Annotated in this window: 22 protein-coding genes; 13 read left to right on the plus strand and 9 right to left on the minus strand. The window is 65.8% G+C overall.

Going from position 1 to position 22,302, the window contains the following annotated elements; genetic code table 11:
- Nucleotides 1-15 precede the first annotated feature (15 nt).
- The 5 genes from ASE30_RS20835 (at nt 16) to ASE30_RS20855 (ending at nt 4,103) form a co-directional block, all read left to right on the plus strand.
- Nucleotides 16-831, plus strand: coding sequence for an SURF1 family protein (locus ASE30_RS20835; protein ID WP_057286179.1), 816 nt, complete (start codon nt 16-18; stop codon nt 829-831).
- Between the two features lie 71 nt (nt 832-902).
- Nucleotides 903-1,484: a hypothetical protein gene (locus tag ASE30_RS20840; protein ID WP_057286180.1), complete on the plus strand. Its 582-nt coding sequence runs from the start codon at nt 903-905 to the stop codon at nt 1,482-1,484.
- 51 nt (nt 1,485-1,535) lie between these two features.
- Nucleotides 1,536-2,570, plus strand: coding sequence for a heme A synthase (locus ASE30_RS20845; protein ID WP_057286181.1), 1,035 nt, complete (start codon nt 1,536-1,538; stop codon nt 2,568-2,570).
- 13 nt (nt 2,571-2,583) lie between these two features.
- The gene (cyoE, locus tag ASE30_RS20850; protein WP_057286182.1) at nt 2,584-3,477 is read left to right on the plus strand and encodes a heme o synthase; all 894 of its coding nucleotides are present in this window, start codon (nt 2,584-2,586) and stop codon (nt 3,475-3,477) included.
- Nucleotides 3,478-3,494: 17 nt separating this feature from the next.
- A complete protein-coding gene (locus ASE30_RS20855; protein ID WP_057286183.1) occupies nt 3,495-4,103 on the plus strand; it encodes an SCO family protein in 609 nt (202 codons plus the stop codon).
- 22 nt (nt 4,104-4,125) lie between these two features.
- Here the strand turns inward: ASE30_RS20855 and ASE30_RS20860 are convergent, their stop codons facing one another.
- Complete coding sequence (locus tag ASE30_RS20860; RefSeq protein ID WP_057286184.1) at nt 4,126-4,344, minus strand: DUF3717 domain-containing protein; 219 nt, start codon at nt 4,342-4,344, stop codon at nt 4,126-4,128.
- Between the two features lie 130 nt (nt 4,345-4,474).
- Here ASE30_RS20860 and ASE30_RS20865 point away from each other — a divergent pair, with 130 nt between their 5' ends.
- The 6 genes from ASE30_RS20865 (at nt 4,475) to ASE30_RS20890 (ending at nt 11,305) form a co-directional block, all read left to right on the plus strand.
- Nucleotides 4,475-5,137, plus strand: coding sequence for a glycine zipper 2TM domain-containing protein (locus tag ASE30_RS20865; protein ID WP_057286185.1), 663 nt, complete (start codon nt 4,475-4,477; stop codon nt 5,135-5,137).
- A gap of 44 nt (nt 5,138-5,181) precedes the next feature.
- Entirely contained in the window at nt 5,182-5,970 is a 789-nt protein-coding gene (locus tag ASE30_RS20870) for a PhaM family polyhydroxyalkanoate granule multifunctional regulatory protein (RefSeq protein WP_057286186.1), read from the plus strand.
- Between the two features lie 69 nt (nt 5,971-6,039).
- Entirely contained in the window at nt 6,040-7,410 is a 1,371-nt protein-coding gene (gene glmU / locus ASE30_RS20875; RefSeq protein ID WP_057286187.1) for a bifunctional UDP-N-acetylglucosamine diphosphorylase/glucosamine-1-phosphate N-acetyltransferase GlmU, read from the plus strand.
- Nucleotides 7,407-8,795, plus strand: coding sequence for an MFS transporter (locus ASE30_RS20880; protein WP_235515303.1), 1,389 nt, complete (start codon nt 7,407-7,409; stop codon nt 8,793-8,795). The genes glmU and ASE30_RS20880 overlap by 4 nt, the downstream gene beginning before the upstream one ends.
- Nucleotides 8,796-8,927: 132 nt before the next feature.
- Complete coding sequence (locus ASE30_RS20885) at nt 8,928-10,250, plus strand: UDP-glucose/GDP-mannose dehydrogenase family protein (protein ID WP_057286189.1); 1,323 nt, start codon at nt 8,928-8,930, stop codon at nt 10,248-10,250.
- Entirely contained in the window at nt 10,247-11,305 is a 1,059-nt protein-coding gene (locus tag ASE30_RS20890; protein ID WP_057286190.1) for a glycosyltransferase family 4 protein, read from the plus strand. Before ASE30_RS20885 ends, ASE30_RS20890 begins: the two co-directional genes overlap by 4 nt.
- 8 nt (nt 11,306-11,313) lie before the next feature.
- On the opposite strand, the gene ASE30_RS20895 is transcribed toward ASE30_RS20890, so the two are convergent.
- Nucleotides 11,314-11,802 carry an Lrp/AsnC family transcriptional regulator gene (locus ASE30_RS20895; protein WP_057286191.1) on the minus strand — a complete coding sequence of 163 codons (489 nt, stop codon included), beginning with the start codon at nt 11,800-11,802 and terminating at the stop codon, nt 11,314-11,316.
- A 150-nt stretch (nt 11,803-11,952) separates the two neighbouring features.
- Between ASE30_RS20895 and glmS the strand changes: the two genes are divergently transcribed.
- Together glmS and ASE30_RS20905 are read left to right on the plus strand one after the other, a co-directional pair.
- A complete protein-coding gene (gene glmS / locus ASE30_RS20900) occupies nt 11,953-13,785 on the plus strand; it encodes a glutamine--fructose-6-phosphate transaminase (isomerizing) (RefSeq protein WP_057286192.1) in 1,833 nt (610 codons plus the stop codon).
- A 414-nt stretch (nt 13,786-14,199) separates the two neighbouring features.
- Nucleotides 14,200-14,889: a lysozyme inhibitor LprI family protein gene (locus tag ASE30_RS20905; RefSeq protein WP_057286193.1), complete on the plus strand. Its 690-nt coding sequence runs from the start codon at nt 14,200-14,202 to the stop codon at nt 14,887-14,889.
- Between the two features lie 387 nt (nt 14,890-15,276).
- Here ASE30_RS20905 and ASE30_RS20910 read toward each other — a convergent pair whose 3' ends face one another.
- From ASE30_RS20910 to ASE30_RS20940, 7 genes are all read right to left on the minus strand, one after another.
- Complete coding sequence (locus tag ASE30_RS20910; RefSeq protein WP_235515304.1) at nt 15,277-16,035, minus strand: YihY/virulence factor BrkB family protein; 759 nt, start codon at nt 16,033-16,035, stop codon at nt 15,277-15,279.
- Nucleotides 16,036-16,152: 117 nt separating this feature from the next.
- Nucleotides 16,153-16,923, minus strand: a complete 771-nt coding sequence (locus ASE30_RS20915) for an enoyl-CoA hydratase/isomerase family protein (RefSeq protein ID WP_057286194.1) — start codon at nt 16,921-16,923, stop codon at nt 16,153-16,155.
- Between the two features lie 10 nt (nt 16,924-16,933).
- Nucleotides 16,934-18,079 (minus strand): hypothetical protein, encoded by a 1,146-nt coding sequence (locus ASE30_RS20920; RefSeq protein ID WP_057286195.1) that lies wholly within the window; start codon nt 18,077-18,079, stop codon nt 16,934-16,936.
- The gene (locus ASE30_RS20925) at nt 18,076-19,272 is read right to left on the minus strand and encodes a CaiB/BaiF CoA-transferase family protein (RefSeq protein ID WP_057286196.1); all 1,197 of its coding nucleotides are present in this window, start codon (nt 19,270-19,272) and stop codon (nt 18,076-18,078) included. Before ASE30_RS20925 ends, ASE30_RS20920 begins: the two co-directional genes overlap by 4 nt.
- Before the next feature lie 30 nt (nt 19,273-19,302).
- A complete protein-coding gene (locus ASE30_RS20930) occupies nt 19,303-20,064 on the minus strand; it encodes an SDR family NAD(P)-dependent oxidoreductase (protein WP_057286197.1) in 762 nt (253 codons plus the stop codon).
- Complete coding sequence (locus tag ASE30_RS20935; protein ID WP_057286198.1) at nt 20,061-21,239, minus strand: aldose 1-epimerase family protein; 1,179 nt, start codon at nt 21,237-21,239, stop codon at nt 20,061-20,063. Before ASE30_RS20935 ends, ASE30_RS20930 begins: the two co-directional genes overlap by 4 nt.
- 129 nt (nt 21,240-21,368) lie before the next feature.
- A complete protein-coding gene (locus ASE30_RS20940) occupies nt 21,369-22,283 on the minus strand; it encodes a sugar phosphate isomerase/epimerase (protein WP_057286199.1) in 915 nt (304 codons plus the stop codon).
- Nucleotides 22,284-22,302 lie beyond the last annotated feature (19 nt).

Consider the following 22,302-nt stretch of genomic DNA (forward strand, 5'->3'; position numbering starts at 1 on the left):
AGTTAGCAAAGACAAATGGCACGACCGCATTCCACCCGCTACACGGTAGCCGCCCTACTCCTGCTTGGCATCGCCGTGGTGATCCTGGTGTCGCTGGGGCAATGGCAGTTGCGTCGCAGCGATGAGCGACGCGCCATTCTGGACGCGATCGAAGCGGGTCGCAAGCAAACGCCGCTGGTGCTGACGCCGGCCACCCCGCCCGCGGACATGACCGCCTGGCGGGTGGCCCAGGCAAGCGGCACCTGGCTGCCGGAATTCAGTGTACTGCTGGACAATCGCAACCACGACGGCAAGCCGGGCTATTGGCTGGCCACGCCGCTGCTGCTGGACGCCGCCACCCGGCGCGCGGTGCTGGTGTTGCGCGGCTGGCTGCCGCGCGTGATCCAGGGGCAGGGGGAACCCCGGCTTCCGGCCACGCCCGAGGGCGTGCAGACCATAGAGGGCGAACTGTCCGTGCGCGTGCCGCGCCTGTTCGAACTCTGGTCGCTCGGCGGGCAGGAGTCTTCCAGCTTGCCGGCCGCGCTGCCGGTGGCGGGCGGGGCCGTTCCGCAGGTGCAGAACCTGCCGCTGGACGCCTACGCCAAGGCCACCGGACTCACCTTGCTGCCCACGGTGCTGAGCCAGGGGGGCAAGGGGCCTGACGACGGCCTGGTGCATGACTGGCCCCAGCCGTCGGTGGATTTTCAGCAGAACACGTCTTACGCGGTGCAGTGGTTCGCTTTTGGTTTGATTGCCGCCATCGCATGGCTGGTGGTGCTGGGGGGCGCCATCAAGCGCATGCGCCAGCGCGGGGACAGCGGGGCTCAGGCCCGAGCCCGCGCCCGCAGATAAACAACGCTTATTCAGGATACAAAGTGGCTCGCGACATTTCATCCAACAAGCCCGCAGGCAAACGCTCATTGATGCCCATGCTGCTGGTGTTCCTGTGTTCGCTGGCGCCCATCGTCGCCGCGTTCGTGGTCTACATGAATCCGCAATGGTGGCCCGCGGATTCCAGCAACTACGGCACGCTCGTGACCCCGCAGCGGCCGATGCCCGCGGCCGCCGAACTGCGCCTGACGACGCTGGACGGCAAGCCGTTCGACCTGCAAAGCTTGAAGGGCAAGTGGCTGCTGGTCGCCGCCGACGGCGCGGCCTGCCCCGAAAGCTGCGCGCGTAAGCTGTTCATCACCCGCAACAGCCATGCCAGCCAGGGCAAGAACGTCGACCGCCTGGCGCGCGTCTGGTTCATCACGGACGACGCGCCCGTGCCGGACAAGGTGCTGGAGGCCTACAAGGGGACCGTCATGGTGCGCGTGGATCCCGACGAATTGGCGCGGTTCCTGCTGGCGCGAGGCACGGCCGCCGGCCAGCCGGGCCTGCAGGATCCGATCTGGGTGATCGATCCGCTGGGCAACCTGATGATGCAGTACCCTGCCGAGGCGGATGGCGTGAAGGTGCGCAAGGACATCAGCAAGCTGGTCTATAACTCGCGCATTGGTTGAGTGTTTTTTCCGCCGGGCGCGCGTCGTGGCGGGGTTTATATTTTGGTTGATATGGAACGCATCAAAGCGCGTTATCGCAAGCTCGTTTTCTTCACCTGGTTCCTGACGCTGGACCTGATCATGTTTGGCGCCTTCGTGCGCCTGACGGACTCCGGCCTGGGCTGTCCCGACTGGCCCGGCTGCTATGGCAGCGCGACGCCGCTGGGCGCGATGGGCGACATCCACGAGGCGTCGCAGGCCATGCCCTTCGGCCCGGTGACCCTATCCAAGGCCTGGATCGAAATGATCCACCGCTACGTCGGAACCATCCTCGGCATGCTGATCATCGGCATCGTCTACATGGCGTGGCGCTACCGCCGCGAACTGGGCCGTTCGCCGGCGCTTGCCGTCACGACCCTGGTGGCCGTGTGCGTGCAGGGCGCATTCGGGGCATGGACGGTGACGCACAAGCTGATGCCTGCCGTCGTGACCGCGCACCTGGTGTTTGGCTTGTCGGTATTGGCGCTGATGACCTGGTTGTCGGCGCGTGAGCGCCCGCACCTGCCGGTGAGCGCGGCGGCCACGCGCTGGAAGCCCTGGGTGGCGGGGGGCTTTGCCCTGCTGCTGGTGCAAGTGACCCTGGGCGGCTGGGTCAGCACCAACTATGCCGCGCTGGCCTGCATGGATTTCCCCATGTGCCATGGGCAGTGGGTGCCGGAAATGGATTTCCATGGCGGATACTCGGTCATCCGGGGCCTGGGCGAACTACCTTCCGGCGAGATGATTTCCCAGCCGGCGCTGACGGCGATCCACTGGGTCCACCGCAATTTCGCTTTCGTGGTGTTCGTCTATCTGGGCATCCTGGCTTGGCGCCTGCGCGCCGAGGCCGGCTTGCGCGGACCGGCCACGCTGATGCTGACGCTGCTGGCCGCGCAACTGCTGACCGGCCTGACCACCATCTTCTTCCAGTGGCCATTGCTGATCGCGGTGCTGCACAACGGCGGCGCGGCGGGCCTGACCCTGGCGGCGGTCGTGCTGATGGTGCGTTTGTCGACGGCCGGGCACGCGCCGGCGGCGCGCTACGGCCCCAATTTGGTGCGAGTTTAAAATAGGGTCCACTATGACCAGTCTTGCCGCTCCTCAATCCGGATTGTTCCGCCAGTACCTCGTTCTGACCAAGCCGCGCGTGACGCAGCTGGCGGTGTTTTGCGCCGTGATCGGCATGTTCCTGGCGGCCCCGGGCATTCCAGACATGCGCCGCGTGCTGTTCGGCACGGTCGGCATCTGGCTGCTGGCCGCCGCCGCGTTCGCCATCAATTGCCTGATCGAACAGGAAGTGGACGCGCGTATGCTGCGCACCGCGCGCCGCGCCACGGCCCGCGGCACGATTTCGGCGTTCCAGGTGCTGAGCCTGTCCGGGCTGCTGGGCGGCGTGGGCATGTTCGTGCTCTACACCCTGGTCAACCCGCTGACCATGTGGCTGACGTTCGCCACTTTTGTGGGCTACGCCGTTATCTATACGGTCATCCTGAAGCCGCGCACGCCGCAGAACATCGTGATCGGCGGCTTGTCGGGCGCCATGCCGCCCGCGCTGGGCTGGGCTGCGGTGGCGGACTCCGTGCCGGCCGAGGCCTGGATCCTGGTCCTGATCATTTTCATCTGGACGCCGCCGCATTTCTGGGCGCTGGCGCTCTACCGCAACCACGACTACGCCAAGGCCGGCCTGCCCATGCTGCCGGTGACGCACGGCAATCAATTCACGCGCCTGCACATCCTGCTGTATAGCGTGGCGCTGATGGCGACGACGCTGTTGCCCTACGCCATCCGCATGAGCGGCGAACTCTATCTGCTGGCGGCGCTGGTGCTGGGCGGCATGTTCGTTTCGTATGCCTGGCGCCTTTACCGCGTGTACAGCGACGCGCTCGCGCGCAGCATGTTCCGTTTTTCCATCCTCTACCTGGCGCTGCTGTTCGGCGCCCTGCTGGTGGACCATTGGGTCGGCCTGTTGCGCTGATCATCCGGAGGTTCTCGATGTCCGTGTTTTCCGCCAGCCGCCGGCTGGCCCTGCGCCTGGGCGTAGCCGCTGCCTTTACCGCCGCCCTGGCCGCCTGCGGCGAGAGCCCGCCGGTGTTCAAGGGCAGCGACATCAGCGGCACGCAGTTGGGCCGCGCCATGGAACTGCCCGACCACAACGGCAAGACGCGCCAGCTCTCCGACTTCGCGGGTAAGGTCGTCGTCGTATTTTTCGGTTTCACGCAGTGTCCGGACGTGTGCCCCACGTCGCTGGCCGAACTGACCGAAGTCATGAAGAAACTGGGTCCGGACGCCGATCGCGTCCAGGTGCTGCTGATCACGGTGGACCCGGAGCGCGACACACCCGAGGTGCTTAAGCAGTACGTCACCGCCTTCGATCCACGCTTCCTGGGGCTGACCGGCACGCCGGACCAGGTCAAGAAGGCCGCGGCGTCGTTCAAGGCCTATTACGCCAAGGCGCCCACCAAGGACGGCAATTACACGATGGACCACACGGCCGCGTTCTATCTGCTGGACGGCAAGGGTGAATCGCGCATTCTGGCCAACAACAACATCGGTGTCGACGCCTTGACGCAAGACATCCAGGCGCTGCTCAAGCAGGGCTGAAGCGGCACGGGCGGCGCGGAACTCAGGGGGCCGCCGCAGCCCATCCGGCCAGCGCGGCGCGGGCCTTGTCGCTGAGTTCGGCCGACGTGATCTCGCGGCGGTGCGCGATGATCATCAGCGCATAAGGCGTGGCCAGCGCGGCTGCCTCGGGGCACAGGCGCGATTCTTCGCCGACCGATGGCGACACGTTGCGCCAATAGTTGATCGCCTGTTCGAGTTGGGGCAGGGTGATGGAATCCATGCGCCTATTGTCCACGAATGGGCTCCCCTGTCCACCTGCGTTCCCCTGCAAAGAAGCGTCACCATCGCAACATGCCGAAACCGCGCCCGGGTGCTATACCACTGCCGGTTAGTTTCGATGGAGCATCATCATGAATACATCCACCCGAATCGAAACCACGCGCCGTGGCCTGCATCCGCTGGTCGCCGCCGCGGCGGTCGCGGTCATCGTCATGTGCTCGGTGGGCGTGGCTGCGGTGATGGGCTGGCTGCCCACGCCTTCGGCCAACCCCCATGCGGACGAGCCCGTGGCCGAGGCCGGCCCCGAGGACGCCAACCTGGCGCCCGTCCCGGCAGCCCCGTCCGCAGCCGCCAAGCCCGCCGCTCAGGCGCAGCAGGCCCAGCAGGCGCGTCCGGCGCCGGCTTCCTCGCCTCGTCCCGCGCCGGCGCCTGCCCAGCAGGCCTGCGCAAGCTGCGGCGTGGTCGAGACCATTCGCCAGGTGCAGGTGCCCGTCAAGGACAACAGCAACAATCTGGTGGGCACGATCGCCGGCGGCGTGGCGGGCGGCGTTGTGGGTAATCAGTTTGGCGGAGGCAACGGCAAGACCGCGTTGACCGTGCTGGGCGCGGTCGGCGGCGCTTTGGCAGGCCGGGAAGTTGAGCGTAATATCAGAGAGCAACAAACGGTGACGCACTATGAGCTCACGGTACGCCTGAGCGACGGCAGCGCGCGCCAGTTCCGCAGTGCGCAGCCCTTCGCCTTTGCATCCGGCGATCACGTGCGCGTCGAGAATAACCAACTGCTGCCGGGCTAAGTCCGGCCGCCAGCGGCAACCATCTGTCTTTGGGGAGACCTGGAATGAGCGACCAATACACCAACCCGTTCGTCCTGCCTGGCATGGGCCAGAACTCCGACTTGTCGGGCAACCCGCTGTTGGCCAGCATGGAAATGATGCGCCAGGCATGGGCGGGCCTGACCGGCCCCGGAGGCCTGGCCAGCAGCCTGCCGATGGCGCCGCCCATGAACCTCGAGGACCTGGACCGCCGCATCGCCGAACTGCGCTCGGTGGAAAACTGGCTGCGCATGAACCTGAGCATGCTGTCGAGCACCATCCAGGGCATGGAAGTGCAGCGGTCCACCATCAGCACCTTGCGCGCCTTCGTGGACAGCGCGGCCCGGATGGACATGGGGTCGGCCGGCGACAGCGCCGCGGGGTCTCCCCTGGAGGTTGCCCTGGGGCTGAAGCCGGCGCCGAAACAGACTGCGTCTGCAAACGCGGCGGGTCACGGCGAAGCCAAGGCCGATGCCCGCAAGGACGGGGCGCCCAGCGGTGCGGAGGCATCGGCTGCCGGCCCTGAATCAGGGGCGGGCATGAGCGAGCAGATGGGCGCCGCCGCGCAATCGGCTTCCAAGGCATGGTGGGACCTGCTGCAACAGCAGTTCAACCAGATCGCCGCGGCCACCGCCGCCTCCATGCCGGCCGCGCCTGGGACCGATACGGGATCCAGCGCCAAGCCCGGCGAACCCAAGTCTGCAGCCCAGCCCGATGCCAAGGCATCCAAGCCGGCGGCGGCGCGCAAGCCTGCCGCTTCCAAAAGCGCCGCCAAGCCCGTCAAGAAAAACGGGCCTGCCGACGGCAAGCCCTGACCCTATCTTTCAATCGACACACCGGACGGCCGCAAGGCCGCCGGACCGTCTCTCAACGATATAGAACTTATGCTTAATGTAGTGATTCTTGCCGCCGGACTGGGTAAACGCATGCAGTCCGATCTCCCCAAAGTACTGCATACGCTGGCCGGCAAACCGATGCTGGCCCACGTCCTGGACAGCGCGCGCCAGTTGAAGCCGGCGCGCATCATCGTCGTGGTCGGCCATGGCGCGGATCGCGTCAAACAGGCTTTCGAAGGCCAGGACGATCTGCACTTCGTGCTGCAGCAGCCTCAGCAGGGCACGGGCCACGCGGTGCAGCAGGCCGTGCCGCTGCTCGATGGAGACGGCAAGGACGACGTGACCCTGGTGCTGTACGGCGACGTGCCGCTGGTGCAACCCGAAACCCTGCAGCGCCTGCTGGACGCCCGCGGCCAAGGCGCCGCCGTGCTGACGGAAGTGCTGGCCGACTCCACCGGCTATGGCCGCATCGTGCGCGACGCCAAGGGCAGCGTGTGCCGCATCGTCGAGCACAAGGACGCCTCGGAAGCCGAGCGCCTGATCAAGGAAGTCAACACCGGCATCCTCAGCGCGCCGACCGCGAAGCTCAAGGACTGGCTGTCCCGCATCGACAACAACAATGCCCAGGGCGAGTACTACCTGACCGATGTGGTCGGACTGGCCGTGGCCGATGACGTGCCGGTGGGCGCGGCCCAGCCCGGCGCGTCCTGGGAAACGCTGGGCGTGAACAGCCGCGTCCAGCAGGCCGAGCTCGAGCGCCGCTGGCAGGGTGAGCAGGCCCGCCGCCAGCTCGAAGCCGGCGTGACGCTGGCCGACCCCGCGCGCTTCGACGTGCGGGGTTCGCTCGCCTGCGGCCGCGACGTGTTCATCGACGTGGGCTGCGTGTTTGAAGGCCAGGTGTCCCTGGCCGATGGCGTGCGCGTCGGGCCGCATTGCGTGCTGCGCGACGTCAGCATCGGACCGGGCACGCATATCGAAGCCTTCAGCCACTTGCAGCAGGCCCAGGTGGGCCGCGATGCGCGCGTGGGTCCGTATGCCCGCCTGCGCCCCGGCGCCGAGCTTGGCGACCGCAGCCACGTGGGCAATTTTGTCGAGATCAAGAAGAGCGTGCTGGGCGAAGACAGCAAGGCGAACCACCTGGCCTATATCGGCGACGCCGACATCGGCGCCCGCGTGAACGTGGGCGCGGGCACGATCACCTGCAACTACGACGGCGTGAACAAGCACCGCACGGTCATCGAAGATGACGCCTTCATCGGCTCCGACACGCAGCTCGTGGCGCCTGTGCGCGTGGGCCGCGGCGCAACGCTGGGCGCCGGCACCACCCTTACCCGCGATGCGCCGGCCGACAAGCTGACCGTGTCGCGCGCCAAGCAGCTCACTGTTGAGGGATGGCAGCGCCCGGTCAAGAAATCGTGAGCCCGGAGCACGACCCGGCGCCGGGCGGCGGTGCCAGGCCCGCCCCGCCCGACGGTCTGCCCACGCCGCGCCGGTATTGGGCGGCGGCCACCGTGATGACGGGCATCAGCCTGTCGGTGCTGGACACCACCATCGCCAACGTGGCGCTGCCCACCATCGCGGCCGATCTCAATGCCTTGCCGGCGCAGGCGGTCTGGATCGTCAACGCCTACAACCTGGCGGTGGTGATGGCGCTGCTGCCGCTGTCGGCGCTGGCCGAGCGCATCGGCTTTCGCCGCATGTTCACCTTCGGCCTGATCCTGTTCACACTGGCTTCGCTGGGCTGCGCCCTGGCCGGCACGCTGTGGCAGTTGACGGCGGCGCGGGTGTTCCAGGGGGTGGGCGCGGCCACGCTGATGTGCATGTTCGGCGGCCTGGTGCGCAATATCTATCCGCTCAAGATGCTGGGCCGAGGCATTGGCATCAACGCCACCACGGTGGCCGTGATGTCGGTGCTGGGGCCCACCATCGGGTCCGCCATCCTGTCGGTGGCGCCATGGCCCTGGATCTTTGCCGTCAACCTGCCCATCTGCGCGCTGGCCATGCTGGGATTGCGCCATCTGCCGGAGGTGCCGCGCAACGACGTGAAGCTGGACTGGATCAGCGCCCTGCTCTGCATGGCCACGCTGGGCGTGTTCATTTCCGGCGTCGACATGATGGGTGAAGACCTGCTGCGCGGAATCGGCCTGGTTGCCATTGCGTCGGTGGCGGGCATGGTGCTGGTGCGCCGGGCCAGCAGGCAGGCCAAGCCGCTGGTTCCCGTGGATCTGCTGCGCATCCGTCCGCTGGCGTTCGCCGTGGGCGCCTCGGCCTGCACCTTCGCCGCGCAGATGGCGTCGTACGTGTCGCTGCCGTTCTACTTCCAGCAGGTGCTGGGCCGGCCGCAACTGGAGGTCGGCCTGCTGATGGGTGCCTGGCCGGTGGGCACGGCCATCATCGCGCCGCTTGCGGGCCGCCTGTCGGACCGCTATTCCGCCGCCACCCTGAGCGGCATCGGAGCGGCCGCGATGGTGGCCGGCATGCTCTGGCTGGCCGTGCTGCCTTCCTCGGTGTCGAACTGGCCGGTCGTCCTGGGCATGTTCGTGGCGGGCGTGGGCTTCGGCTTCTTCCAGACCCCGAACAACCGGGCCCTGCTGTCGGCCGCGCCCCGCTCGCGCAGCGGGGCGGCGGGCGGCTTGCAGGCCACCACCCGGGTTTTCGGGCAGAGCTTCGGCACCGCGCTGGTGGCGATCGCGTTCAGCGTCAGCGCGGCCCATGGGCCGGGCCTGGCCCTGGTGCTCGGGACCGTCTGCGCCGCCTTGGCGGTGCTGGTCAATACCGTCCGGTTCAGCAAGCTTCGGGCGTAGGGCGGCGCCGGGGCGCGGACAGGGTCCGTTTCGCGCCGGCGGGCCATGGATCGCGGCCGCTTCTATAATGGCCGCCGGCCCCCGGTTCCTTAGCCTGGGGGCGAAGATTACCTATTTGGAAGGCGTTCAGGCATGAAGATCACGGTCGTGGGTACCGGTTACGTGGGTTTGGTGTCGGGAGCGTGCCTGGCCGACATGGGCAACGACGTCATGTGTCTGGACGTGGACGCGGCCAAGATCGCGCTGCTGCGCCAGGGCGGCATCCCCATCTACGAACCCGGCCTTGAAGACCTGGTTCGCCGCAACGTGCAGGCCGGCCGCCTGCATTTCACGGACGACGTGGCGCAAAGCGTGGCGTTCGGCGATGTGCAGTTCATCGCCGTGGGCACCCCGCCCGGCGAAGACGGTTCCGCCGACCTGAAGTACGTGCTGGCGGCCGCGCAGAACATCGCGCGCCACATGACGTCGCGCAAGCTGATCGTGGACAAGTCCACCGTCCCCGTGGGCACGGCCGACAAGGTGCGCGCCGTGGTGGCCCGCGAACTGGCCGGACGCGGCGTGGATATCCCGTTCAGCGTGGCGTCCAACCCCGAGTTCCTGAAGGAAGGGGCGGCCATCAACGACTTCATGAGCCCGGACCGCGTGGTCGTCGGCGCGGACGACGAATACACCATCAGCGTGATGCGCCGCATCTACGAGCCCTTCCAGCGCACGCACGACCGCCTCATGGTGATGGACGTGCGTTCCGCCGAGCTGACCAAGTACGCCGCCAACGCCATGCTGGCCACGCGCATCTCGTTCATGAACGAAATGGCGAACCTGGCCGAAGCCCTGGGCGCCGACGTCGAGCAGGTGCGCCGCGGCATCGGCGCCGATCCGCGCATCGGCTATCACTTTCTGTATCCGGGCGCGGGCTACGGCGGTTCGTGCTTTCCCAAGGACGTGCAGGCGCTGGTCAATACCGCCGCCGAGCATGCCTTGCCCATGCGCGTCATCGAGGCCGCCGAGGCCGCGAACCATGCGCAGAAATTCCGCCTGTCCGAAAAGCTGGTCGAACGGTTTGGCGAGGATCTGCGTGGCCGCAAGATCGCGCTGTGGGGACTGTCCTTCAAGCCCAACACCGACGACATGCGCGAAGCCCCCAGCCTGACGGTCATCGCCGAACTGACGCGCCGCGGCGCCGAAGTGCGCGCCTACGATCCCGTTGCCATGCACGAGGCCGGACGCGTGCTGGCCGGCCACCAGGGCATCAGCTTCGCCGCCGACATGTACGAGGCGCTGGACGGCGCGGACGCGCTGCTGATCGCGACCGAATGGAAGGTCTTCCGTGCGCCCGACTTCGATCGCGTCAAGGCCCTGCTCAAGACCCCGCTGATCATCGACGGCCGCAACCTGTACACGCCCGCCGATGTGCGCGGCCTGGGCTTCGAGTACTCGGGCATCGGGCGCGCATGAAGATCCTGCAACTCAACTTCGAGAAGGGCTGGCGCGGCGGCGAACGGCAGACGCTGTATTGCATGCGCGCCTTTCGCAAGGCGGGCCATGACGTCGAGGTGATGTGCCGCGAAGGCGCGCCGCTGGCTGAGCGCGCCCGCCAGGAGGGGTTCGTCGCCCACACCCGGCGCAACGTGCCCGGGCAACTGGCCTTCCTGGCCGGCGCCGGCCGCTACGACATCATCCACGCGCAGACCGCCAACACTATCACCTGGGCGGTGCTGACCAAATGGCTGCATCGCAGCCCGGTGGTGTTTTCCCGCCGCACGTCGTTCGTGGTCAAGCCGGGCGACGAATGGAAGACCGGCTTCAAGTGGCGCCGTGCGAACCTGTTCGTGGCCATCAGCGAGATGGCCGCGGGCGAACCGCGCCGCCTCGGCATCGAACCCGTCATCATCCGCAGCGCGGTCGAGCCGCACGAGATCAACGCCGACAATGTTGCCGGCCTGGTGCGTGAGTTCGACCTGAGCGGCAAAAAGGTCATGGCGACGTCCGCCGCGCTCATCCGCGACAAGGATCCCGTGACCCTGGTCCGGGCCGTGGGCGAACTGGCCAGGACGCGCCGCGATTTCGTCTTCCTGCATTTCGGCGCCGGTGGCGATCGCGAACAGCAGGCCAAGGACGAAGCGCGCAGGCTGGGCATCGAAGACGTGTACCGCTTCGCGGGCTTTCGCAAGGGCGTCGAGGACTTCTACAGCATCCTGGACGTGTTCGTCATGAGCTCCGAGGAAGAGGCGCTGGGCAGCAGCGTGCTGGACGCCTTTCTGCAGCGGGTGCCGGTGGTGTCCACCGACGCCGGCGGCCTGAAGGAAAGCCTGGCCGACGGGCGCGGCGTGCTCGTCGCGGTGGGCGACCACCAGGCCATGGCCGCGGGCATGGCGCGCTGCCTGGACGACGCGGCCTTCCGCGAAGCCATCACCGGACGCGCCTATGCGTACGTGCGCAGCGAACACGACGTGCAGGAAATGGGCAACCGCTACCTGGCGCAGTTCGAACGCCTGCTTGGCCGGGGCTAGGGCCCCGGTCACTCCCTTACGTCGATGCGCGTCTCGAACTTGGCGCGATGCACCGAAAAGAACGTGCGCACATTGCGCACGTTGGCCTGCGCGGTGAACGCCCGGTGCACCAGTGCGTGATAGGCGGGCATGTCCTTGACCTGCGCGATCACCACGAAGTCCGGCCCGGGCGACACCCGGTAGCACTGCAGCACGGCCGGTTCGGCCAGCATGCATTGCTCGAACGCATCCAGGCTTTCCGCTGCCTGCACATCCAGCGTTATCTCGACGATCGCCGTCAGCGTGCTGCCCAGCTTCTGGGCGGACAGGATGGCCACCTGCCGGTCGATCACGCCTTCGTCCACCAGGCGGCGCACGCGCCGCAGGCAGGTCGGGGGCGACGCATGCACCCTGGCGGCCAGATCCTGATTGGTCAGCGAGCTGTCGTCTTGTAACTGTTCGAGAATGCGCCGGTCCAGATCATCCAGTTCGGGTAGCAAAATCGGCGTGTTTTGCATGTTTAATTCAAAAATCTCCGGTTTAAGAAAGATTATTTAATCACATTTATGTAAGGGAATTAATTTCCAAATTATTCAATATTAAGAAATCAAATTTCTTGCGGGGTCGCGCACAATGCGTCGGTACACGAACTAACCGGAGTCTCTCCTATGTGCGGCATTGTTGGCGCCGTCGCCCAGCGCGACATCACCCCGATCCTGGTTGAAGGCCTGAAGCGCCTGGAATATCGCGGCTATGACTCTTGCGGCGTCGCCGTCTACGCCGACGGCCATCTGCGCCGCACGCGCAGCACGCAGCGCGTGGCCGAGCTGGCCGATCAGGTCGCCCAGGACAAGGTGCAGGGTTTCACCGGCATCGCCCACACCCGCTGGGCCACCCACGGCGTGCCCGCCACGCATAACGCCCACCCGCACTTCTCGCGCCTGGGCAATGAAGAGCCGCGCATCGCGCTGGTCCACAACGGCATCATCGAAAACCACGACGAACTGCGCGCCGAGCTGCAGGCCGTGGGTTATGTCTTTGAAAGCCAGACCGACACCGAAGTCATCGCGCACCTGGTGAACCATCTGTATTCGGGCGACCTGTTCGAAACCGTGCAGAACGCCGTGCGCCGCCTGCATGGCGCCTACGCCATCGCCGTGTTCTGCCGCGATGAACCGCATCGCGTCGTGGGCGCGCGCCAAGGCTCGCCGCTGGTGGTGGGCGTGGGCCAGAACGAAAACTTCCTGGCGTCCGACGCGCTGGCGCTGGCCGGCACGACCGACCAGATCATCTACCTGGAAGACGGCGACGTCGTCGACCTGCAGCTCTCGCGCGTCTGGATCGTGGACGCCGCCGGCAAGAACGTGGACCGCGAAGTGCACACCGTGCACGTGCACACCGGCGCCGCCGAACTGGGCCCCTATCGCCACTACATGCAGAAGGAAATCTTCGAGCAGCCGCGCGCGGTCGGCGATACCCTGCAGGACATCGAATCCATCACGCCCGAACTCTTCGGCGACCAGGCCTACAAGATCTTCAAGGACATCGATTCCCTGCTGATCCTGGCCTGCGGCACCAGCTACTACGCCGGCCTGACCGCGAAGTACTGGATCGAATCGATCGCCAAGATCCCGGTCGCGGTCGAAATCGCCAGCGAATACCGCTACCGCGACAGCGTGCCCAACCCGCGCTCGCTGGTCGTGACCATCTCGCAGTCCGGCGAAACCGCCGACACGCTGGCCGCCTTGAAGCATGCCCGTTCGCTGGGCATGGAACACACGCTGACCATCTGCAACGTGTCCACCAGCGCGATGGTGCGCGAGTGCAAGCTGTCGTACATCACGCGCGCCGGCGTCGAGATCGGCGTGGCCTCGACCAAGGCCTTCACCACCCAGCTCACCGCGCTGTTCCTCTTGACCCTGGCGCTGGCGCAGACGCGCGGCAACCTGACGGACGAGCAGGAAGCCGAGCACCTCAAGGCGCTGCGCCACCTGCCGGCCGCCATCGGTTCGGTGCTGGCATTGGAGCCGCAGATCATGGCCTGGGCCGATCGCTTCGCCTCCAAGGAAAACGCCCTGTTCCTGGGCCGCGGCATGCACTACCCGATCGCGCTGGAAGGCGCGCTCAAGCTCAAGGAAATCAGCTACATCCACGCCGAGGCCTATCCGGCCGGTGAACTCAAGCACGGTCCTCTGGCGCTGGTGACCGAGCACATGCCCGTCGTCACCATCGCTCCGAAGGACGAGCTGCTGGAAAAGCTGAAGTCCAACATGCAGGAAGTGCGCGCGCGCGGCGGCGAGCTGTATGTCTTCGCTGACGCGGACAGCAAGATCCAGAGCGCCGAAGGCATGCACGTGATCCGCATGCCGGAGCACTACGGCAAGCTGTCGCCGATCCTGCACACCGTGCCGCTGCAGTTGCTGTCGTATCACACGGCGTGCGCGCGTGGGACGGATGTGGACAAGCCGCGGAACCTGGCCAAGAGCGTGACGGTGGAGTGATCTATCTTCGAGAAAGGCCTGCGTTAAAAACGGGGAATAAAGCCGGTATTAAGGAATAAAGACGGTATATCGGCAACTCTCAGCAGAGTCTCGTTTCTGCATCCGAAAGTGAGCCATTTCGTGTTTGTGAGCCGCCCTTGAGGCGGCTCTTTTCTTTGCGTTTGACTAAGGTGCAGAAGGCATGCCACCAATCCCGTCCATGTGTGCAGCCCTGCGGCGCACTGCCGAAATGGATTCCCCCTTGCTAGCCAACTCGGCGCCGGTGGCACGCATTTAGAACTGGCTGCGCAGTGTCAGCATCACATTTGCCTGCTCGCCATATACGTTTTGACCGCGGTCGTACATTGCCATGTCGGGCTGAAATGCCCATGGTGGACGTGCGTTGCGCGAATTCTCGCTATCATTCGCGACACCATGCTGACCAAAAATCTACTCCCTGCCGCCTGCGCCGTCGTGCTGTGCGCACTTTCCCTGACCGCCACGGCGGCGTCCGAGGCCTTGCCTTCGTTCGACTGCGCCAAGGCGCGCACGGGAGCAGAAAAAGCCATCTGCGCGAACCCGCAACTCGCAGCGCTCGACGCGAGCATCGCCAAGCGCTACAACGACGCACGCAAATCCCTGGACGCCAACACGGCCGAAGCGTTGTTGCGCGACCAGCGCTATTTCACCAAGGTGCGCGACGACGCCTTCGAGAAGCCGTTCGACAAAGACAAACCGATCGAGGAACTCGCGAGCCGCCTGAAATACCGAGACGCGTTCCTCGCCTCGCTGGACTTGGCCGAACGCAAGGGCTTTACCGGCAGATGGCGCAACCTCTCCGGCGAGATCACGCTCTGGAAGCAGCCCGACGGCGACATCCTGTATGAAGGTTCGGCCGCACAGCCGCACAACGGGCGCTGGTCGTGCAACGTGGAGGCCGCCGGCAAGGCCAAGGGCGAGCGCCTGCGGGTCCAGAGCGTCGACACCGAGGGCTGGGTACTGATCCTGCACCGCCAGGGTGATGGGCTGGTCGTCGAGGAACAGTCGCCCGGCGCGGGTTCATCTGGTCCGCCCTATTGCGGCATGAACGGAACCTTGGCCGGCACGTTCTTCCCGATCCGCTGAGCGATAGCCGAAATGAGTGCCTGCGGGTAGTGGCGGAACCGCCGTACCCGGCACAAGGTCATCGCCAACGCGCGGATTCGAGGCCGGAGAGGCATACGCAATCTTAGGTATCGATGGCGCTTCAATTTCTATTAGTTAGAACTAATCAGGTCATCTGATACGTAAGGGGCGAAAATTCGCGCTCGTTGCACGCATCATCACTGCTTTTTTACTGGGTAAGCATGGCGCGATTGGCGGTTCCCGGCCGGAAGTGGAGTCTCCCTGTTCACGTATCGCTTCTGGTGGGCGAAGCAGGGCCGAGTTCTCTGCGGGATCCATGCGCTTCGGCATAAACGCGGGTAAATTCCGCGCCCAGCAGAAACACCTGGGCCGCGTAATACACCCAGATCAGCAGATCACAAGCGAACCCGCCGCAGCATACGAGGATGCGACGGACGCCTTACCCATGTACAGGCCGATCAGGAACTTCCCGATTTCGAACATGACGGCGGTGACGAACGCCCCTGCCCATACGTCTCGCCACGCAACTGAGACTTGGGGCATAAATCGGTAGATCATCGCAAAAAGCAGGGTGAGTATGCCCAACGTAACCGCTGCGTTGACCGCTTGGAGCAGCGTCTCCCAACCCGGGATGCCGCCGCCCAGCCAACTGCCCAGTGCTGCCAACACTGTGCTGACGACAAGCGAGACAATCAATAAAAACGCCAAGGTCAAAATCAGGCCAAAGGAAAGCAGTCGCGCGCGGATCACGGCCCAGATGCCGGACTGCTTCTTGGCGTTGACCTTCCAGATGCGGTCCAGCGCGCTTTGTAGTTCCGAAAATACAGTCGTCGCCCCGACCACCAACATCACGACGCTGATGACCGTGGCCGCGATGCCCTGCGCGGGTTCTTGCGCGCCCAATACGACGCTTTCGACCGCCTTCCCGCCCTCTGCGCCGACCAAGGCGCTGACTTGGTCCAACAACTGTCCCTGCGCGGCTTCGCGGCCCCAGAAGAACCCGGCGATACCGATCACGATAATAACTAGTGGCGCCAGCGAGAAAACCGTGTAGAACGCGATGGCGGCGCCCATGCTGGGGGCGTAGTCGTCCAACCAGTTCGTTACCGTTTGCTTAACTAACGCATAGAACCGTTTGATAGCCATCTTCCACACTCCCGGCGCATATAGAGACGCAGCAAGTGGCGTGCCGCCCCCTTATCAAACGCCGCTTGGCAGGAGTACGCCGCGGTTCAGGTGCCGCGCGGGGCGGCACCCCACCCGTCAGCGCCGCTCGAACTTCGGCGCGCGCTTTTCTTCAAATGCCTTGCGGCCTTCCTTGGCGTCGGCGGTGGCGAAGCAGATCGCCTGCAGATCGCGCTCGTATTCCACGGCCTTCTCTAGCGGCATCGACAGCGCGGCGCGCAGATTGACACGTGCCGTCTCGGCCGCGATAGGCGCGCGCGAAGCGATGGTGGCGGCAAGCGCCTGCGCGCGCTCGCGCAACATCTCCTGCGGCACCACCTCACTCACCAGGCCCCAGGCCAGCGCCTGCTCGGCGCGGATGGGATCGCCGGTCAGCACCATCAGGGCGGCGTTGCTCGGGCCGATCGCATGGACGAGCTGCGCTGTCATGCCGCCGCCGCCGATCCAGCCCAGCTTGATCTCGGGCGCGCCCAGGCGCGCGTTGTCGGAGGCGATGCGGATATCGCAGGCCAACGCCATTTCCAGGCCGCCGCCGAAGGTATAGCCGTTGATCGCCGCCACCGTGGGCTTTTTCAACATGCGCACGCAGTCGCAGTAGTCGAGCCGATTGCGAAAATCCCAGGGCGTGGCGTAGCGGTCGAGCTCGGTGATGTCCGAGCCGGCGCAGAAGGCCTTGGGGCCGGCGCCGGTCAGGATCACCGCGCGCACCTGCGAGTCGGTGTTGCATTGCTCCACCGCCGCGATCAGCAGGTCGGCCATCTCGGGCGTCATCGCGTTCAGCTTTTCGGGACGGTTGAGTTCGATGATGGCGACATGGCCATCGATACTGAGATTGACGAGTGCGCTCACGTGGAAATCCTTATTGCGGAGTGCTTGGGGCGGCGGTCAGGCTGGCCTGGAAACGCTCGGTCAGGCCGCGCGCCAATGCGTGGGAGGATGCGCGGGCGGCGACGCCGTCGCGCAGGAACTGCGAGGCCTCGGTCTGGAAGGCGATGTAGCCGTCGTGCCGCGGCCGGATCGAGGCGGCTTCGAGCGTGCGGGCCGTGTTGGCATAGAAGCTGCCGCTCGCTGCATTCACGTCCGCATCGGCCCAGCTGCCGCGATGGCTTGGCTGTCCTTCGTGCTGCGGGATGAAGCGGCTTTGGGTATCGGCCGCGAGCAACCACAACAGATGCGCGCGCAACTCCGGCCCCATGATGCAGCGCCGGGATATCGCAATGCCGGTGCCGCCGAGGATGGAGCCGGGCCTGCCCGCTTGGGCCTCGGGCGCGTCGCGGAACGCGAGCGGTTTCGCCACCGCGGAGGTGGCGTAGTTCACATAGCCATAGACGAGCGGGCAGAGCGCGATGTCATCGCGCGAGCTCATGTGGCCGAGCAGCGCGATCGGGTTGTAAGCCAGGGCGTGCACGGGCGTGAGCCGCGCCAATTCGCTGAGCACGTCGCACGCGCCGGCGAGCGTCGCCTCGTCGTGCCAGGCGCCGTGCGGGCGCAGGTCGGTATCGGGCGCGATGGCGGCAGCGATCGACAGCAGCGACAGGAACGGGTGCGGACCGCCCCAGCTGAGCGCGACCGCGCCACTGCGTTGCGACAACGTCAGTACCTCGCGCCAGGTGCGCGGCACGGGGCCGTCGAGCCGATCGGCGCGCGTGGCCATGACCTGCGTGGCGGCGTCCAGCGGCAGCGCCCATTGGCGATCGGCCATGCGATAGCTGTCGTACGACAGCCCGATGCTATCCCGCGCAATCCGCGCCAGCTCGTCGGGCGCGAACACGGTGTCCAGCGCTTGCAGGCAATCGTGCGCCAGGGCTTCGCCCAGATGGGGGTGATCCAGCACCACCAGGTCATAGCGGGCGCAGAGTTCGGCGATGGGCGCCGATTCGAAGCCTTCGAGCGACTGCTTGTCCCAGTGCACCAGCGGCGTATGGGCGGTAGCCGCGTTCAGGGCGTTGAAGCCGCGCGGATGGTCCCAGGTGAGGCCGCGATAGGGCAGCGCGGGTTCGCTCATTCCGAGACCCCGCGCAGCACCGCGCCAGAGGCCGCATGCGCAGCGATCTCGTTGTCGCTGAAGCCAAAATCGCGCAGCACTTCGTCGGTGTGCTGACCGGTGAGCGGCGCGCCGCGCACCACTTGGCTCGGGGTCTTGGAAAAGCGGATCGGAAAGCCCGGCGTCTTGATCCGGCCTTCGGTCGGATGGTCATACTCGACGAACGTGCCGTTGTGCGCGATCTGCGGATCTTCGACCAGATCGGCGTAGCCATACACCGGGCTGCACCAGATGCCGGCGGCATCGAGTTTGGCGAACCAATCGGCGGTCGAGGCTTTTGCCAACGTGTCGCGCACGAGCGCGTAGATCTCGTCGCGCTTTTCCCAACCGTCGCGCTCGGCGGTGTACTCCGCCAGGCGCGGCTCTTCGGTCACGCGCGCCAGCACTTTCATGTCGGGCATGGCGAGCGCCAGATAGCCGTCGCTCGTCGCGAAGGTGCCATAGGGGGCGCGGATGTACACGTGGGCATGCGGCTCGGCACTGCGCACCTGCGGTTTGTGCCCGACGGTATACACCGAGAGCTCCTGCATCTGGATCGTGGTGATCGCATCCAGCATGTTGACCTCGACCTTCTGACCTTCGCCGGTGCGCTCGCGGTGCAGCAGCGCGGCCAGCACGCCCTCGAAGGCGCAATACGCGGTGACGGCGTCCACCACATACTGGCCCGCCGCGCGTGGCGCTTCGCCGGCCCGGCCCGACGACAGCATCGCGCCCGACATCGCCTGCAACAGCAGATCCTGCCCAGGGCGCGTGGCATAGGGGCCGTCTTCGCCGAAGCCCGACATCGATACATAGATGAGGCGCGGGTTCAGCGCCGACAGGGTCTCGTAGTCCACACCCAGACGGCCGGCGACGCCCGGACGGTAGTTCTGGATAAACACATCGGCCTGCGCCGCGAGCTTCTGGATGATCTCCTTGCCGCCGGCACTCTTCAGATCGATCGCGAGCGAGCGCTTGTTGCGGTTCAGCGAGAGAAAGGACACGTTGATCTTGTTGCCCGTGATGCCGCCGGCTGGCGCGTGCCGCTGCCATTCGCCGGCGGGGGGCTCGATCTTGATCACGTCGGCGCCCAGGTCGCCCAGGCGCTGCGCCGCGAACGGCCCCGCCATGGCGATGGAGCAGTCCAGAACCTTGTAGCCAGAAAGAATACTCATGCTTCTACCCTCTGCGTGCGCCGATGCGCGTCAATGCATGACCCAGCCGCCGTCAACTGCCAGCGTCTGTCCGGAAATGAAACCCGCCTCGTCCGAGGCAAGGAAAACGATGGCCGCGGCAATGTCGCCTGCGTGCCCGCGGCGCTTCACCGACTGGCGTTCGAGCACCATGCGGTTGTAGCCCTCGGGATCAGGATGGATCTTCTCGGCGTCGGTGGGAAACGCGCCCGGCGAGATGGCGTTGGCCGTGATGCCCCACTTGCCGAACTCGCGGGCGAATGCGCGCGTGGCGCCCACCATCGCGCCCTTGGATTGCACGTAGGGCAGCAGGTTTTCCCAGCCGCCGGACAGCGTGATCGACGAGATGTTGATCACGCGGCCCCATTGCTGCTCGCGCATGCCGGGCAGCGCGGCGCGGACGATCTGAATAGCCGCCTCCACGTTCACGCGGTGCACGCGCGCCAACTCTGCGTCGCTGTATTCCTCGAACGGGCGCGAGGGGTAGATCGCCGCGTTGTTGATGACCACATCGATCGTGCCCTCGGCGGTCAGCCGCTCAAGGTGCGATTGCAGCGCGCTGGCGTCGGCGAGATCGGCCTGCAGGATGTGGAGGTGGTCGGAAAACCGCGCCGGCACGGTGCTGCGCAAGCGATCGATATGCCCGGCGTGGTTGTCGAGCGCGATCACGCGGGCGCCCGCTTCCAGCAGCGCAATCGTGGTGTCCACACCAAAGCCGCCCGCCGCGCCCGTGTACAGCACGCGACGGCCTTGCAATGAGAAGCGCGCGCTCATGTGCGCCCCGCGATGGGCGCGAAGCGCCCCGACAACGGCGGATAATCGGCCTCGGGCTGCACCGCGATCGCGCGAATGCGTTCTTCGCAGGCCGCGATGTCGGCGGCCGAGCCCAGCACGCTGAACGTGGTGTCGTAGCGGCGCTCGTCGCCATGCTCGAGCCAGATGAGCTCATTGCGCTCGCGCGCCGCGCCCTGGCCCAGCACATGGTTGGTCGAGGGCTCGATGCCCATCGCATACTGTCCCGATTGCAGGTTCTGCCATTGGTACTGGCAAGGGAATTGATGCTTGTAAGTGCTGACCTGCATGCCCAGGGCCAGCTTATCGTTCACCAGGGCCACCGGGACGCTGCCGTCGGGGGCGGCGGCCATCTCGTGCTGCCACACCTGCTCATGAAAGCCCAGCTGCGGCGCCGGCATGCGGCGGTAGCCAACGCCCTGCTTGCGATAGTTCTGCTCGTGCGCGGCCCACACCACATCGCGGATCGGCGCCAGATAGCGCGAGTCGGCGTCCAGCACTGGATAGCCCAGGTTGATGTGATAGCAGAGCATGTGCGGCGTGCGGTAGAAGCCGCGATTCACCACGCGATCCGACAGTTTGATGTCGTTCGTGCCCACCTCGATCTCGATGCGGCGGTGCAGCTCGAGGTGCTCGCCGAACACGGTGCCCTGGCTGACCACGCCTTCGGCCCACAGCACGCAGCGATCGCCGTCCCAGCGTTCGCCGTAGCCGGTCAGGCGCGCGGGAATGGTGCCGACGCGGCCATGGATGGATTGCTTGGCGGTCTTGCGTGGGCCGTACACGTAGTTGCCGGCCGGCGCGTCGTACATGAACAGGATGTGGTCCAGTCCGCAGGTGATCATGAGGCCCGAAAACGAGCGCATCCAGCCCAGCCCGCCTTCGCCTTCGTAGTCATGCAGTCCGGGATGGCGAAAGCCCGACGGCGATTGCCATCCCATGGCGAAGCCGCGGTATTCGCAATCGGCGATGTCCATCGCGCGATCCACCAGCACCGTAAAACGCAGGCCCGTGCCGCTGCGGAACTCCAGCATGCGGATGCCGCGCTCCAGCCCGTCGTCCAGCGTCATCAGGCGTACGCCGGCAAACTGCGCAAGCTGTCCGGTGCGCGCCTCTACGTCGCGGCGCGTCATCCAGGTCCCGTAAATGTCAGGCATGAGTTCTCCCTGGCGGATGCGCGGGCGCGTCCGCCGGTGTCGGTGTTCAGAATCGTGTTCTAGAGGCGCGTCGCGGGCCTTGTTCGAGGATGGCTTCGCGGTGCGCCGGTAGTCTTGTGCCGTGCCGGCCTACAGACCGTTCGCGCGCAGCCGCTCGTCGAGGAATTGCTTGGCGCGCGGCACATCGTCTTCGGTCAAGTGTTCGATGATGATGGGAATGTTGGGGTGCTTCTTCGCCAGGCGCTGCAAATACAGGTCGTAATTGAGCGCGCCCAGGCCCGGCGCCGGCAGTTCGATCTCGCCCACCCCACGGAAGGTATGGCTTTCGGCCGCGCCCTCGTCACCAATGTCGCTGTGCTTTTCCGACTTGTCATCGCCCGAACGCTTCACGTCCTTGGCATGCGCGATGCAGATCTTGTCGGAGAGCGCGTCGAACACCTGATTGAGCGTGCGGTCCATCTGATCGATGTTGTGCGCTTCGAAGTAGTTCGTCGGATCCATCAAGAGGCCCAGGCCTGGGTGATCCACCTCGGCGAACATGCGCAGCGTTTCCTCGACCGAACCCACCACGTTGTTCACGTAGGTCTCGAGGAGGAACACCGCGCCATGGTCATAGGCATGTTGCGACAGCTCGGCGATCACCGCGCGGCACTGGTTCCAGCCTTCCTCGGTCTTGTTCTTGGGGTGATGCACCCAGTCGCTGTCGGTGTCGAACGTGCCGGTTTCCGAGATCACGTAAGGCGAACCCAACTGGCGCGCGTGTGTCAGGATCTCTTTGAGATAGCCGTTGCGGCGTTGGCGCTCGGCGGGATCCGGATGAACGATATTGGTATAGGCCGAGATGCAGGACACCGGCAGGTTGTAGTTGCGGAAGGTGTCGCGGATCTGTGTGCATTTCTGCGCGGTCAGCTGCCCCGGGCCGAGCTCCATGTCCTTGAAATGCAGGTCCAGCTGCACGGTGTTGAAGCCGTGCGAGCGGATCACCTTGGCGGTGCGCTCCAGTTCATAGGGAAAGTAGCCCGAGAAGATTCCGGTCTGGATCATGATGGTTGTCTCCGTCTGT

It is taken from the genome of Achromobacter sp. Root83, assembly GCF_001428845.1.
GTDB lineage: Bacteria > Pseudomonadota > Gammaproteobacteria > Burkholderiales > Burkholderiaceae_B > Achromobacter.

Excerpts from the sequence above, each read along its gene's own strand:
- ASE30_RS20835 (WP_057286179.1), top strand. The coding sequence starts at position 16 with ATGGCACGACCGCATTCCACCCGCTACACGGTAGCCGCCCTACTCCTG.
- ASE30_RS20840 (WP_057286180.1), top strand. The coding sequence starts at position 903 with ATGCCCATGCTGCTGGTGTTCCTGTGTTCGCTGGCGCCCATCGTCGCC.
- ASE30_RS20845 (WP_057286181.1), top strand. The coding sequence starts at position 1,536 with ATGGAACGCATCAAAGCGCGTTATCGCAAGCTCGTTTTCTTCACCTGG.
- cyoE (WP_057286182.1), top strand. The coding sequence starts at position 2,584 with ATGACCAGTCTTGCCGCTCCTCAATCCGGATTGTTCCGCCAGTACCTC.
- ASE30_RS20855 (WP_057286183.1), top strand. The coding sequence starts at position 3,495 with ATGTCCGTGTTTTCCGCCAGCCGCCGGCTGGCCCTGCGCCTGGGCGTA.
- ASE30_RS20860 (WP_057286184.1), bottom strand. The coding sequence starts at position 4,344 with ATGGATTCCATCACCCTGCCCCAACTCGAACAGGCGATCAACTATTGG.
- ASE30_RS20865 (WP_057286185.1), top strand. The coding sequence starts at position 4,475 with ATGAATACATCCACCCGAATCGAAACCACGCGCCGTGGCCTGCATCCG.
- ASE30_RS20870 (WP_057286186.1), top strand. The coding sequence starts at position 5,182 with ATGAGCGACCAATACACCAACCCGTTCGTCCTGCCTGGCATGGGCCAG.
- glmU (WP_057286187.1), top strand. The coding sequence starts at position 6,040 with ATGCTTAATGTAGTGATTCTTGCCGCCGGACTGGGTAAACGCATGCAG.
- ASE30_RS20885 (WP_057286189.1), top strand. The coding sequence starts at position 8,928 with ATGAAGATCACGGTCGTGGGTACCGGTTACGTGGGTTTGGTGTCGGGA.
- ASE30_RS20890 (WP_057286190.1), top strand. The coding sequence starts at position 10,247 with ATGAAGATCCTGCAACTCAACTTCGAGAAGGGCTGGCGCGGCGGCGAA.
- ASE30_RS20895 (WP_057286191.1), bottom strand. The coding sequence starts at position 11,802 with ATGCAAAACACGCCGATTTTGCTACCCGAACTGGATGATCTGGACCGG.
- glmS (WP_057286192.1), top strand. The coding sequence starts at position 11,953 with ATGTGCGGCATTGTTGGCGCCGTCGCCCAGCGCGACATCACCCCGATC.
- ASE30_RS20905 (WP_057286193.1), top strand. The coding sequence starts at position 14,200 with ATGCTGACCAAAAATCTACTCCCTGCCGCCTGCGCCGTCGTGCTGTGC.
- ASE30_RS20910 (WP_235515304.1), bottom strand. The coding sequence starts at position 16,035 with ATGGCTATCAAACGGTTCTATGCGTTAGTTAAGCAAACGGTAACGAAC.
- ASE30_RS20920 (WP_057286195.1), bottom strand. The coding sequence starts at position 18,079 with ATGAGCGAACCCGCGCTGCCCTATCGCGGCCTCACCTGGGACCATCCG.
- ASE30_RS20925 (WP_057286196.1), bottom strand. The coding sequence starts at position 19,272 with ATGAGTATTCTTTCTGGCTACAAGGTTCTGGACTGCTCCATCGCCATG.
- ASE30_RS20930 (WP_057286197.1), bottom strand. The coding sequence starts at position 20,064 with ATGAGCGCGCGCTTCTCATTGCAAGGCCGTCGCGTGCTGTACACGGGC.
- ASE30_RS20935 (WP_057286198.1), bottom strand. The coding sequence starts at position 21,239 with ATGCCTGACATTTACGGGACCTGGATGACGCGCCGCGACGTAGAGGCG.
- ASE30_RS20940 (WP_057286199.1), bottom strand. The coding sequence starts at position 22,283 with ATGATCCAGACCGGAATCTTCTCGGGCTACTTTCCCTATGAACTGGAG.